This is a genomic window from Pseudomonas sp. UFMG81, from assembly GCF_015354575.1.
In the GTDB taxonomy this organism is placed as follows: Bacteria; Pseudomonadota; Gammaproteobacteria; order Pseudomonadales; family Pseudomonadaceae; genus Aquipseudomonas.
This window is the reverse complement of the sequence record NZ_JACAFQ010000049.1, coordinates 18,302-31,785: the sequence shown is the minus strand read 5'-3', so window position 1 is coordinate 31,785 and position 13,484 is coordinate 18,302. Positions and strand designations below refer to the sequence as shown.

Annotated in this window: 8 protein-coding genes and 2 pseudogenes; all 10 read left to right on the top strand. The window is 60.6% G+C overall.

Going from position 1 to position 13,484, the window contains the following annotated elements:
- Positions 1 to 470 precede the first annotated feature (470 nt).
- The 10 genes and pseudogenes from tssD to IX761_RS24950 all read left to right on the top strand — a co-directional run bounded on the left by tssD (position 471) and on the right by IX761_RS24950 (position 13,419).
- Positions 471 to 827, top strand: coding sequence for a type VI secretion system tube protein TssD (tssD, locus tag IX761_RS27435; RefSeq protein ID WP_323744613.1), 357 nt, complete (start codon positions 471 to 473; stop codon positions 825 to 827).
- Complete coding sequence (locus IX761_RS24990; protein WP_194792074.1) at positions 715 to 1,188, top strand: Hcp family type VI secretion system effector; 474 nt, start codon at positions 715 to 717, stop codon at positions 1,186 to 1,188. The genes tssD and IX761_RS24990 overlap by 113 nt, the downstream gene beginning before the upstream one ends.
- 378 nt (positions 1,189 to 1,566) lie before the next feature.
- Positions 1,567 to 4,587: a type VI secretion system tip protein VgrG gene (locus IX761_RS24985; RefSeq protein WP_194792167.1), complete on the top strand. Its 3,021-nt coding sequence runs from the start codon at positions 1,567 to 1,569 to the stop codon at positions 4,585 to 4,587.
- The gene (locus IX761_RS24980; RefSeq protein ID WP_194792166.1) at positions 4,584 to 9,197 is read left to right on the top strand and encodes an RHS repeat-associated core domain-containing protein; all 4,614 of its coding nucleotides are present in this window, start codon (positions 4,584 to 4,586) and stop codon (positions 9,195 to 9,197) included. Before IX761_RS24985 ends, IX761_RS24980 begins: the two co-directional genes overlap by 4 nt.
- A 9-nt stretch (positions 9,198 to 9,206) precedes the next feature.
- On the top strand, positions 9,207 to 9,638 hold the full coding sequence (locus tag IX761_RS24975; protein WP_194792165.1) for a DUF4265 domain-containing protein: 432 nt from the start codon (positions 9,207 to 9,209) through the stop codon (positions 9,636 to 9,638).
- 395 nt (positions 9,639 to 10,033) lie between these two features.
- Positions 10,034 to 10,276, top strand: a pseudogene (locus tag IX761_RS27755) (hypothetical protein); the annotation flags it as partial.
- 685 nt (positions 10,277 to 10,961) lie between these two features.
- Positions 10,962 to 11,597 (top strand): annotated as a pseudogene (locus IX761_RS24965) (RHS repeat protein); the annotation flags it as partial.
- A 118-nt stretch (positions 11,598 to 11,715) separates the two neighbouring features.
- The gene (locus IX761_RS24960; RefSeq protein ID WP_323744612.1) at positions 11,716 to 12,057 is read left to right on the top strand and encodes a hypothetical protein; all 342 of its coding nucleotides are present in this window, start codon (positions 11,716 to 11,718) and stop codon (positions 12,055 to 12,057) included.
- 390 nt (positions 12,058 to 12,447) lie between these two features.
- Positions 12,448 to 12,687: a hypothetical protein gene (locus IX761_RS24955; protein WP_194792163.1), complete on the top strand. Its 240-nt coding sequence runs from the start codon at positions 12,448 to 12,450 to the stop codon at positions 12,685 to 12,687.
- An 87-nt stretch (positions 12,688 to 12,774) separates the two neighbouring features.
- Positions 12,775 to 13,419, top strand: a complete 645-nt coding sequence (locus IX761_RS24950; protein WP_228533953.1) for an SMI1/KNR4 family protein — start codon at positions 12,775 to 12,777, stop codon at positions 13,417 to 13,419.
- Positions 13,420 to 13,484: the final 65 nt, after the last annotated feature.

Here is a 13,484-nt window from a genome sequence, read left to right as displayed (position 1 = left end):
GGCGAGGGGCTCTCGGGGGTGTTCACGCGCGGCTTTCCTTGTCGAAACGGTGGAGCGTCCATAGATGCGGCGGGATAGTAGCACGTTGATGGTACTTGGCGCGGGGTCGGCCGTTGTGCCATTGCGTGAGGGGCTGAGCAGGCCAGCGAGGGGCGTTGGTTGACCTTTTGGTCAACTGCGCAAGAAGTTGCGCAGTAGAATGTGGATAAGTGTGTGGATACCTCGTTGTAAGCCATGCAATCCGTGGTCTACAGCCAACTGCGCAACTTTTTGCCAGCACTGCGCAAGAAGTTGCGCAACTTTTGAAGGGTTGTCGCTTAAAAATCTATTCAAATGAGTGGTGCGTGTTTTTAAGCTATTGATTTATATAGATAAAAATACATTGGCACGGCGTTTGTATGAGTGAGCGTCCCCCGCCTGGCAATTTCCTGCCACCGGGCGACTTTTTCAACGCATGGAGAGCAACACTCATGGCAACTCCCGCCTACATGGCCGTCACCGGCGAAAAACAAGGTCTGATCACCGCTGGCGCATTCACCGCCGACTCGGTGGGCAACACCTACCAGGAAGGCCACGAAGACCAGGTGATGGTCCAGGGCTTCGAACACGAAGTGATCATCCCGCGTGACCCGCAGTCCGGCCAGCCGACCGGCCAGCGCGTGCACAAGCCAGTGAAGATCACCAAGGTATNCCGTCACCGGCGAAAAACAAGGTCTGATCACCGCTGGCGCATTCACCGCCGACTCGGTGGGCAACACCTACCAGGAAGGCCACGAAGACCAGGTGATGGTCCAGGGCTTCGAACACGAAGTGATCATCCCGCGTGACCCGCAGTCCGGCCAGCCGACCGGCCAGCGCGTGCACAAGCCAGTGAAGATCACCAAGGTATTCGACAAGGCTTCGCCGCTGCTGCTGGCCGCCCTGACCTCGGGCGAGCGCATGACCAAGGTCGAGATCAAGTGGTACCGCACCTCGGCCCAGGGCACCCAAGAGCACTACTACACCACCGTCCTGGAAGACGCGATCATCGTCGACATCAAGGACTACATGCACAACTGCCAGGACCCGGCCAACGCCCACTTCACCCACCTGGAAGACGTGTACTTCACCTACCGCAAGATCACCTGGACCCACGAAGTGTCCGGTACTTCCGGTTCCGACGACTGGCGCGCGCCGGTCGCAGGCTAAGCCTGGGGGCTGTGGGCGATCGACGGCAGTGTCGTGTCGCCCATGAGCCCGAGCGCCGCCCGCGCGGCGCATCGCCGGCAAGCCGGCTCCCACATCTGTTTCGGGCCAGTTACTCCTGAGCTATCTCCACTGTCCGCCTTGTTGGCATGACGCGGTATCGAGGCGGGCATTGCTGGCCTCTCGCAAGACTTGCGACATGCACCAAAGCGGGCACCGCCTCAGTCACAGGTGTACACCGCCCGAAACAAATGTGGGAGCTGGCTTGCCAGCGATGCGCCGCGCGGGCGGCGCTCGATCTCAAGCGCGCCACAAGGCCCCCGCCTAGCACTGGCTGCCACACACGCTCCACCACCGACTGCTCGTAAAAGAGGGACAAGGATGTTTGCCGCCGCCGACCAGACCCACTTCAGCCTGCACATCGACGGCCTGGAACACGATTTCCAGGTCCTGGCCTTCGATGGCACCGAAGCCATCAGCCAGCCCTACGCCATCGACCTGGAGCTGGTGAGCGAGCGCCCCTCGCTGGACCTGGAAAGCCTGCTGCACAAGCCCGCGTTCCTTCAGCTCGGCGACGACGGTCGCGGCCTGCATGGCCTGATCTACCGCGCCGCGCAAGGCGAGTCGGGCACGCGCCTGACCCGTTACCAGGTCACCCTGCGCCCACAGCTGGCGTACCTGGCCCACCGCATCAACCAGCGCATGTTCCAGCACCTGACCGTGCCGAAGATCATCGCCCAGGTACTGGAAGAGCACGGCATCCTCGCCAACGCCTACCAGTTCCAGCTCGGCGCCCTCTACCCGGAGCGCGAGTACTGCGTGCAGTACGACGAGTCCAACCTGCACTTCATCCAGCGCCTGTGCGAAGAAGAGGGTATCCACTACCACTTCCGCCACAGCGCCGCCGGCCACCAGCTGGTGTTCGGCGACGACCAGACCGTGTTCCCCAAGCTGGCCCCGGTGGCCTACCAGCAGGACGCTGGTCTGGTCGCCGACACGCCGATGATCAAGCGTTTCGGCCTGCGGGTGGAAACCCGCACCAGCAGCGTCACCCGCCGCGACTACGACTTCAAGAAGCCGCTGATCCAGCTCGAAGGCGAGTCGGTCAGCCACGCCGAGCCTGAGCTCGAAGACTACGACTACCCCGGGCGCTTCCTCGACCGCGCCCGCGGCAAGCACCTGGCCACCCGCGCCCTGGAGCGCCACCGCAGCGACTTCCGCCTGGCCGAAGGGCGCAGCGACCAGCCGCTGCTCGCCAGCGGCCACTTCCTGCCGCTGACCGCGCACCTCAACCCGGCCTGGAACGACCTGTGGCTGCTCACCGACGTGCACCACCAGGGCCGCCAGCCACAGGTGCTGGAAGAGGTGATTACCAGCGACGTCGACCCCCGCTTCGACGGCTTCCAGCAGGGCTACCGCAACGTCTTCAGCGCCACCCCGTGGGACGCCACCTACCGCCCGCCGCTGGAGCACCCCAAGCCGCGCATCCTCGGCACCCAGCGTGCGGTGGTCAGCGGCCCGGCCGGCGAAGAGATCTACTGCGACGAGTTCGGCCGGGTCAAGGTGCAGTTCTTCTGGGACCGCGAAGGCCAATCCGACGACAAGTCGAGCATCTGGATGCGCGTCGCCAGCGGCTGGGCCGGGCAGGGCATCGCCGGCTTGCAACTGCCGCGGGTGGGCATGGAAGTGCTGGTCAGCTTCCTCGAAGGTGACCCCGACCAGCCGTTGATCACCGGCTGCCTGTACCACGGCGTGAACATGCCGCACTACAAGCTGCCCGACCTCAAGACCCTGGCGACGATCAAGAGCAAGGAATACAAAGGCAGCCGCGGCAACGAACTGCGCATCGACGACACCACCAGCGAGATCAGCATCGCCCTGCGCAGCGACCACGGTGCCAGTGCGCTGAACCTCGGCTACCTGACGCACCCAAGACCAAGTGGTGGCGCCCCGCGCGGTGAAGGCTTCGAGCTGCGCACCGACCGCCACGGTGCCGTGCGCGCCGCCGGTGGCCTGCTGCTCACCACCGAGCCGCGCGCCAACGAAGCCAAGCACCACAAGGACCTGCCCGAAACCGCCGAACGCCTGGCCACCGCCAGCGACCAGCAGGACAGCCTGGCGGAACTGGCCAAGCAGATGCAGGCCCAGGAGCCCGGTGACCAGGACGCCGTGGCCAAGCGCCTACACGAGCAGCACCAGGGCATCCTCGGCAGCGGCCCGGTGAACCAGAGCGCCAACGAATTCCCCGAGTTCGCCCAGCCGCACCTGGTGCTGTCGAGCCCGGCCGGCATCGCCCTGACCACCCCCGGCCCCAACCACATCACCACCGGCGAGCACCTGGCGCTGAGCAGCACCGGCCACACCAGCCTGACCGCCGGCAAGCGCCTGCTGGCCAGCGCCAGCCAGGGCATGCGCCTGTTCGTGCAGAGCCTGGGCTGGAAGCTGGTGTCGGCCTCCGGCGACATCGACATCCGCGCGCTGAAGGACAACATCAACCTGCTGGCCAAGCTCGACATCACCGCCAACGCCGACCGCATCGTGCTCACCGCCAAGACCGAGCTGGTGCTGCAGGGCGGCGGCAGCGCCACCACCTACAACGCCGGCGGCATCACCCACGTCACCAGCGCCAACTACACCGCCCACGCCGCGCAGTTCGCCCACATCGGCGCCTCCAGCAAGGCCGGCACCTTCCCCGAGCCACCCAAGCCGGGCAAGGGTGACCTGGAGCTGCTGTACCAGTACGCCAACAGCAAGGGCGTGAAGACCGGCGACTACGACGTGACCGACGCCCTGGGCAAGTCGATCAAGGGCAGCCTCGACGGCAACGGTTTCAACATGGCCAGCGGCGCCGCCGCCGGCCCCCTGTGGGTCGACTTCGGCCTCGACCCGGCCGACACCTGGGCCGACGGCAGCCACTTCGGCGCTGGCGTCTGGCCGGCGAAAACCGACTTCAACGACATCGCCCCCGGCCAGCAGGCCGTGGTCGGCGAGGTGCTGAGCGCCGGCAAGGGCGCCGACGGCCTGCTGGGCAAGGGCCTGGCACTGGCGCAGCAAGGCATGGACAAGGGCAAGGGATTGGTACAGAACGCGATGGCACAAGGTAAAACGATGGCCCAGGGCCTGATGGGCCCTGGCGGCACGGGCATGCTGGAGCAGGGCAAGGCCCTGGCCGGCACCGGCATGCAACTGGCGAAAAGCGGCCAGGCCGCGCTGCAAAAGGTGCAACAGGTCAAGGCCGCGGTGGGCGGTGACACCGGCGCCATGGCCCAGCTGGCCAGCAACGTGGTGCCCGGCGCAGCGCCGGCGCTCAAGGCCGCCAACGCGGCCCGCCAGCTGCCCAGCCTGCCCACGCTCACCCCACCGCTCAACCCGGCCAAGCTGAACCATGAGGTGCTGGCATGACCGACGCCAAACAACGCGAAGCCCAAGTCGCCGTCGCCCCGCTCAACACCATCGACGCCAAGGACGTCGGCCGCGGCGCCGCGGCCTTCGACGCCTGGCTGCAATCGGTCAGCGGTGGCTACGTCACCCTGGAACGGATCAAGACCGTGGCCGGCGCCTTGCCGGTGGTGGGCAACATCATGGCCCTGGTCGACGCCCTGGGCGACGTGGTGACCCTGGTCAAGAGCAAGAACCGCCAGCTGCTCGACTGGGTGAGCCTGGGTATCAACCTCATCGGCGTGCTGCCGGCGCCACCGACCATGGCCGCCGCGCGCATGAGCCTGCGCCCGACCCTGTTCCTGGTGCGCCAGGAGCTGCGCAACAGCGCCAAGATGCTGCTGGGCGACTCGCTGATCACGGTGCTGATCGGCCACCTCAACGCCACCATCGCCGGCACCATCGACGACTTCGTCAAGCAGGCCCAGCCCAAGCTCGCCAGCATCCTCGCCGATGCCGGCGCATTCGGCACCAAGATGACCAACGAGATCGCCACCGGCCTGGAGAAAGTCACCCTGGGCCAGCTGGACGCCAAGGGCGACCTGTCGAAGGCGAGCAAGCAGGCCTCGGCTGCCGCCGACAAGCTGCTCAATGACCCGAAGGCGGCGTTCAGCAACTTGTTCGGTGCCGTGCACAGCGCCTACAAGGCCGCCGGCAAGGGCCTGGCCAACAGCGCGACGAGCAAGCTGCTGCCGGACCAGATCAAGACCAAGGTGCTGGCCAACACCGGCCAACTGCGCGCCCTGGGCCCGGAGATGGCCCGGCAGTTGAACAAGCTGGCCGACCCGGGCACGCAGATGACCATCGGCTGGATGCTCAACGTGCTGGGCGGGGCGGTGAAGGGCTTCCGCAAACGCAACAAGAACGGCCAACCGGGGGTGAGCAAGCCGGGCACCACCACGCAGGTGGAGCGGGAGAAGGGCAAGGGCGAGTTGGCAGTCAGTGGGTCGCAGGCGAAAGCGGAAGGCACGCCCAGCCCCAAACGCCCCCCTTGCCCACCCGAGCCCAAAGCGCGTACAGGCCATAGCATCAGCTTCTCGCTGGGTTCCGAGTTCATCCTGCATACCGATTTCAGTTTGCCTGGGCCGTTCCCCATCGAATGGCAGCGGACCTATCACTCGCGTTTGGCCGAATATGATCAGGGCAGCCTCGGCGCGCGCTGGATCACCGAGTTCACCACCCGTATCGACGTGGTGGGCAAGGGCCTGGTGTTCCATGACCACGATGGTCGCAGCCATGCCTTCGAGCTGCCCAAGGTCGAGAAGTCGCTGTACAACGCCATCGAGGACCTGCTGCTGGTCCGCAGCCGTGAAAACGAACTGGTGATCTGCCGAGGCTTCGAGCGCAAGGAATATTACCTGCGCGTCGGTGATCGTTATTACCTGCAGAAGATCACCCTCAGCAACGGTGCCGGTTGCATGCTGCACTATGAGCATCGCCACGAGGGGCGTCCGGTGCTGTCGGACATCATCACCTTCCAGGGCGATGTGAAGGATGTGCTGCGCCACCTCGGCACGCTGATCGACGAACACGGCCATATCACCGGCCTGTGGGAAATGCGCGACGGCCAGCCGCTGAGGCAACTGTGTGCCTACCACTACGATGACCAGGGCGATCTGATAGCCGCCCAGGACGAGAACGGCGCGGCCTGGCACTACCAGTACCAGAATCACCTGGTGACCCGGTACACCGACCGCACCGGTCGCGGCATGAACCTGCAATGGGATGGCAGTGCCTTCGACGCCAAGGCCATTCGCGAATGGGCCGACGATGGCAGCTTTGACACGACGCTGGAGTGGGATGAGAACATCCGTCTTACCTACGTCACTGACGCCCATGGCCAGGAGACTTGGTACTACTACGACATCCTCGGCTACCTGTACCGCATTCGTTATCCGGACGAGCGTTCGGAATGGCTGTTCCGCGATGAGCGCAAGAAGCTGCTACGCCACGTTCATCCGGATGGCAGCGAAGACCGCTATGACTACGACGAGCAAGGCAGTGTCATTCGCCATATCCGTGCCGACCACAGCCAGACGCATTTCGCCTATGACGACCGTCGCCACCTGATCAAGATCCGCGATGCCGAGGGCGGTTTGTGGCTGCGTGACTACGACAAGCAGGGCAACCTGGTCGAAACCACCGACCCGCTTGGCCACAAGACCGAGTTCGCCTATACGCCCTCCGGGCTGGTCAAGGCGATCAAGGACGCCAACGGCAACGAGAAGAAGCTGGTGTACAACGGGGCGGATCAGTTGGTCGAGTACACCGACTGCTCGGGCAAGACCAGCCAATGGGAGTACGACGCTTTCGGCCAGTTGGTGCTGTTCACTGATGCCGCGGGCAACAAGACGGTCTACGAATACAAGGCCGGCCAACTGGCCAAAGTCATTCACCCGGACAACACCGAAGAACGCTTCGAGCGCGATGCCGAAGGCCGGTTGCTGGCGCACGCCGATGCACTGGACCGCTGCACCACCTGGACCTACAACGCCGTGGGCAAACTGGCCAGGCGTGTGGATGCCAATGAACACACGATCCGCTACCGCTGGGACAAACTCGGCCGCCTGATCGGGCTGGAGAACGAGAACGAGAGCAAGGCAACCTTCCTCTTCGACCCAATGGGGCGCTTGCTGGAAGAAAAGGGCTTTGACGGCCTGGTGACGCGGTATGAGTACGACGCCGAGAGCGGGCGACTGGATAGCACCTATGTCGGCCAGCGCCGGACTCAAATTTCCTTCGATGCCGTGGGGCGAATCGTTTCCCGAGTTGCCAGCCAGGGCGATCAACGCGAAGAAGAGACCTTTGCCTACGATGGAAACGGCAAGCTGATCCAGGCGATCAACGCTGCCAGCAAGCTGCAATGGTTCCACGACGAAGCCGGCAACCTGACCCGCGAACATCAGTATTACCTGGGCACCGAGGTGCCGATGGTTGCTGTGTGGCAGCACGAATACGACGCCCTCAACCTGCGTACGGCGACGATCCGTCCGGACGGCCATAGGGTCAGCGTGTTGACTTACGGCAGCGGTCACGTGCTCGGCATGACCCTCGACCAGCATGAACTGTTGGCCTACGAGCGTGATGACCTGCACCGCGAAGTGGTTCGGCATCAGGGCAACAAGCTGATACAGACCCAGGCATGGGACCCAATGGGACGTCTGCAGGAACAACTGCTGGGCAGCCATGACGGCCAGTCCACGATGCTCAAGCGCCAGTATCAATACGATGCAGTCGGCCAGCTGACCGACATCCACGACACTCGCCGTGGCCACTTGGTCTATCAGTACGATCCCGTTGGTCGCCTGTTGCAAGCCACCAGCCGCCTTGGTGTCGAGACCTTCGCCTTCGACCCTGCCGGCAACCTGCTGGACGACAAGACCCAGGAGCTCAACCGTCCGCTGGAAAGCGATCCGCGCCGTAACAAGTTGATGGACAACCTGCTGCGTGAATACGCCGGGACCCATTACCAGTACGACGAACGTGGCAATCTGGTTCATCGCCTGCACAACGGTGAACATGCCCGCCTGAGCTGGGACCTGTTCGACCGCCTGAGCCGTTTCGATGACAACCAACTGAGCGTGGTGTATAGCTACGACGCCTTGGGCCGCCGTTTGCACAAGCACTCCACCGCGCACCATCAGGATGATCCGCGGGCCGGCAGTGGCTGGAACCAGATGCAGCGCGCCAAGCGCCAGCGTGAATTGGGCTGTGGCTACACCTTGTATGGCTGGGATGGCGACAACCTCGCTTGGGAAAGCTCGCCGCCACAGGACGAAGGCGAGACCGGGCGTACGGTGCATTACCTGTATGAGCCGGGCAGCTTTGTGCCAGTTGCACAGGCACTGCGCAACAGCCCGATCCGTTTGCTGCGCCAACCTGATTGGAGCGATCGCGAGTACGACTTCGATCAGGATCCGCTGTGGCAACAAGAGATCAAACCGCAACCGATCGATGCGATCCTCTGGTACCAGTGCGATCAGCTCGGCACGCCGATGGAGCTGACTGACCACACTGGCGAGGTGGCGTGGACGGCGCAGTACAAGGCCTGGGGTGAGGTCAAGGAAACCCGCTCAGAGTGGGCCAAGCAGATTGGCCTGAGCAACCCGATCCGGTTCCAGGGGCAGTACCACGACCATGAGACGGGGCTGCATTACAATCGTTACCGGTACTATGATCCGAAGATTGGCCGGTTTGTAAGCCAGGATCCAATCAGCTATGCAGGTGGCATCAATCTCTATAGCTATGTGGATAACCCAACGGAATGGATTGACCCGTTGGGACTGGCTAGAAAAAGCGCACCAGGAAGTAGACCTGGCAAAGACTTTACAAAAGCTGGGAAGAATGATGTAAAGCAAGAAAATATTGATCGTCACGGCAGCTTGACTTGTGAGCAATGCAATGTTCAGGCAGTCAATGCAATGAGGCACGAGCGCGGTGTGCGACCTCCTGATAATGAGGCACATGTTGATCATGTGATTCCAAAATCGAAAGGAGGTTCTGGAACGCCAGAGAATGGCCAAGTTCTGTGTAGGGTCTGTAACATAGATAAAAGCGACTCTTGCGATTTATAGGTGATTCCAGTGGAAAAAGTTTTTATCGAGTTGGAAGTTGTTGACGACTACCCTCCTGTAGGGGTGGAGAGCGTCTGGGCGGAAAAGGTCGCGGAGAACATATATAAGATAAAGAACATACCCTTTTATTCGAAGGAGGTATGCATAGAGGATGAAGTCAGTACTTCAAAAGGGAGTGACGGTGAGGCGATTTTTTCTGGTGTTATAAGTGATGAAGGGAATAGCACGCTCAGGATAATATTTTTTGGTGATGATGAAGAGTCGTCGCAGCTGGTTTTGGCAGAGATTTCAACTATGGGGTGCTCTTGGGAGGGGATGAGTAAGAAGTTTTTCTCAGTAAATGTGCCTAGCAATATTGATTTTGATGATGTTGCTGATTATTTGGAGAGGAAAAGCGAAGCGGGTGTGTTGGACTATGAATACGGTATGGTAAGGCAGTAAGTATGGAAGGTTTGGTGGTGGGGCGTGGTTTGTTTAAAGTCGAATTTTTCTTTAATAGACCGGAGCAGCGCCCCGCGAGTTTTAAGGCTTGACGGGATCTGACCGCTAGCGGAGAGGCAGAAACGGTGCAGCCTCTTCGCCCGTGCGTTGCATTTCTGGCTAGAGAGGTAAAATACCCGAAAAAATACAAGATTAGATAGCCCTTCTTAAAAGTGGCCAAGCTATTGCGGAATACATATGCGGCAGTGAAGGGGGACTCAGTCCATGAGTATGCAGCATTGGCTCAGGCGGCTAGGACTAATGCAGTAGGTCTGCAGGGTTTTATTTTGTCTCCAATCAGGTAAGAATTTGCAGCCAACAAAAGCGCGGCGAGCAAGGTCGGCACCTTCCCCGAGCAGCGTGCCAAGCGCCAGCGTGAACTGCGTTGTGGCTAGACCTTGTACGGCTGGGATAGCGAAAACCTCGCCTGGGAAAGTTCGCCGCCACAGGACGAAGGTGAGACCGGGCGCACGGTGCATTACCTGTATGAACCGGGCAGTTTCGTGCCAGTTACCCAGGCGCTGCGCAACAGCCTGATCCGTTTGTTGCGCCAACCTGATTGGAGCGATCGCGAGTACGACTTCGATCAGGCGAAACTTGATTTTGAGGTTGATATGACAGAGTTAAGCGACGCGCTTAAGGCGCTAAAGATTGTTCATGGTAAGTTTGGCTTGCCTGGCACCTTTACTGCTAGTGGTAGGGCTGTAAATTATTGGCCGGTTGGTATTCCTGCATCAGCTGAACTGACAGAGTTTTACAATGAGTGTGAGCCTCAGAATGTGAGGTTTGAGACAGGGCTTACGCCACTGAAATTGGTTGGGTTGGATCAGTTGAAGGGCGCGCAAGTTGGATATCGTTGGTCCAACACACCATCAGGGCAGATCCTTAATCCCGGCTGGCCTCAAGAATACGTGGTGGTAATGGATGATAGTGGAGGCGGGAAACCTATAGTTGCTGTAACCGATAAGGCTGGAGCGCCAGTCTATGCTGGCTATGACACTTTGTCTCCGTTCAAGGTCGCCGATTCAATTGCGGATTTTTTGCTTGCTTTAGCAAAGCTCATCGAAATTGTATATGGTGAGTATAATGTCTTCGATGTGTTTGATGACGATGGTGTGGTAGATGGCTTCATGGAAAGACTAGAGGAAGATATTCTTCCGGTTGTAGGGTCGGATAATTTCAATAGGTTTGTTGACTATTTTTACGGATGACACGGTCTGTCAATTTGGTGTGCGAGGCGGGTAGCACTAATGGCTTAGTGGCAAAGAGCTTGTGCCGAGAAGGGTCTATCATCAGGTCCACCAACTGATGCAAACCCAGACCTGAGATCCAGCAGGGCGCTTACAAGGGCAACTGCTGGGTAGCCACGATGGCAAGTCCACCTTGCTCAAGTGCCAGTATCAATACGATGCAGTCGGCCTGCTGAGTGATACCCAGGACACCCGTCTTGGCCACCTAGCCTATCGGTACGACCCGGTCGGCAACCTGCTGGACGACAAGACCCAGGAGCTCAACCGTCCGCTGGAGAGCAATCCGCGCCGTAACAAGCTGATGGACAACCTGCTGCGTGAATACGCCGGGACCCATTACCAGTACCACGAACGCGGCAACCTGGTTCATCGCCTGCACAACGGCGAACACTCCCGCCTGAGCTGGGACCTGTTCGACCGCCTGAGCCGTTTCGATGACAGCAAGCTCAGCGTGGTTTACAGCTACGACGCCCTGGGGCGGCGCCTGCACAAGCACTCCACCGCGCATCATCAGGATGATCCGCGCGCCGGCAGTGGCTGGAACCAGATGCAACGTGCCAAGCGCCAGCGTGAACTGGGCTGAGGCTACACCCTGTATGGCTGGGATGGCGATGCCCTCGCTTGGGAAAGCTCGCCGCCGCAGGACGAAGGTGAGACTGGGCTACCTGTACGAGCCAAGCAAACTTCGCTTGCCGCAGTACAGCCGCATTGCCAGTTTGTTCGAGCGAGCAGGGCGGGCAAGCGTCCGGGTTCTCCAAAGGTATGAAGAAAAAACTAGGGATTCCATGATGCACGACCAAAATGAAGCCCCGCCAAGCCGTGATCAGGCTGACGTATGCAAACGCTACGGGGTATCGCCGAAGGCACCGGAAGATCGGGTGGCGATCGCCTTGGGCACGCTCAAGGACAACCCCATCTATGGTGTGCGTATCGAGCGCCCGGAAGATGGCACGGTAAGTTGGTTCTTTTATTGCGGTGAGTACTCGGAGGAGGACGACTTCTACCAGGTCATCCACACGCGGCACTTGCAAGAAGAACTGCCCGAGGTGGTGAACTATCTGTACCTGCCTGAGGGAAGCAAGTTCATCATCGACCGGGAAGGCTACGAAGACGTCTGGTTCGAGGATTGAGGCCGCAGGGCAGAGCCCCCGCTAGCTGATGTGCTACCTGTCGTGGGCCGTTAATAGCGGCCCACGATCGGTTTCTGCCTTTTATGCACGAGCTCAACGTTGGGTGTTCAACCATTGGTTGGCGTTGGATATCCGCCTGCTCCAGCGAAGGGGTATGGCAGAACCACTGGACGACGGCATGGCCCGTTGGCTGAACGTGAATGGCTGGACTACGAGTGCGGACTGATCCGGCAATGAACAGCTGGCGGTGATGAAGAGGGAACGAGGGGTTGGATCAGGCAATCTTCGAGCAATGGAAAATGCAACTTGAGTTGCTCGACCGCTACGAAAACCAGGCGAGCTGCCAGGTGTTTCTCGCGATGGTGGAGGCGGTCACGTTCTGCATGAGCGATGACGTTATCGATGTGCTGCTGGGGACCTGGTTTCGAAGCGCTGATGGTGGCTTCCAGCGAGCGCGAATGGCCGCTGATTCTGTTGGGGCGGCTGTTCAACAGCGATGACGATAGTGGCGCGGCTGCACTGCTGGAACATGTGGCAAAAGGTGATGTACTGCATGCCTTCCTGCGTAGCGATGGCTTTCTCGATGAATATCCACAAACCGAGGTGCTTCTGCTCACATATGGCTTGTGAGGGACATTGTTTGATGGATGACAGGTTTACAAGGATGCAGACGCTGAGGCTGCACAACTCCGGAGAGTTGAATTGACGGATACGCAAATGCCTCGTCTGGAAAAGCTGTTGTCGATCGCAGGTGAGCCCCTGGCCCTGCCCGACACGCTCGATGCACGTAGTCGCGAGCTGGCAGGCACGCGGGCCGATGAGCTCGAAAGCCTGCTCTTGCGGCGCAATGGTTTCTACGCGTTTGAAAGCGCGTTGCATGTGTTCGCCACAGGAGCGGCCGCGCCGGGCAGCGAACCCAGCCTGCAGCAGTGGAATGACCCGCCATTGTGGCGCTTTGAATTCCCTGAGCTGGAAGAAGTGCCAGTGCTGTTCTTCGCCGAAGACGTGTTCGGCGTGCAGTTCTGCCTTCGCCAGGGCCAAGTGCACACCTTCGAGCCGGAAACCGGAAAGTTCGACTACCTGGCCGATGACCTGGAGGGCTGGGCTGCGGCTATCCTGGCCGATTACAAATTCCTGACTGGATGGCCCCTGGCCAATGCCTGGCAAGCGCTGCATGGCCCATTGCCAAAGGGCCAGCGGCTGCTGCCGCTTACGGGGTTTGCCTTCGGCGGTGCATTCACCCTGGAGAACCTGCGCGCGGGCAATGCCATCGAGGGTATGCGCTACCGAGGCCAAATCGCGCGGCAAATGGCGAGAGTGGCCGATGGCACCGTGGTGAAACTTACGGTGTTGCCCGAGTAAACATTCAGGATTACCAGTGGATCGGTGGCCGATGGTCTTCTATCCACTGCGCTATGTTAGGCTTT

Bases quoted from the DNA above. Each gene is read 5' to 3' on its own strand.
- IX761_RS24985 (WP_194792167.1), top strand. From the start codon at position 1,567: ATGTTTGCCGCCGCCGACCAGACCCACTTCAGCCTGCACATCGACGGC.
- IX761_RS24980 (WP_194792166.1), top strand. From the start codon at position 4,584: ATGACCGACGCCAAACAACGCGAAGCCCAAGTCGCCGTCGCCCCGCTC.
- IX761_RS24960 (WP_323744612.1), top strand. From the start codon at position 11,716: ATGCACGACCAAAATGAAGCCCCGCCAAGCCGTGATCAGGCTGACGTA.
- IX761_RS24955 (WP_194792163.1), top strand. From the start codon at position 12,448: ATGACGTTATCGATGTGCTGCTGGGGACCTGGTTTCGAAGCGCTGATG.
- IX761_RS24950 (WP_228533953.1), top strand. From the start codon at position 12,775: ATGCCTCGTCTGGAAAAGCTGTTGTCGATCGCAGGTGAGCCCCTGGCC.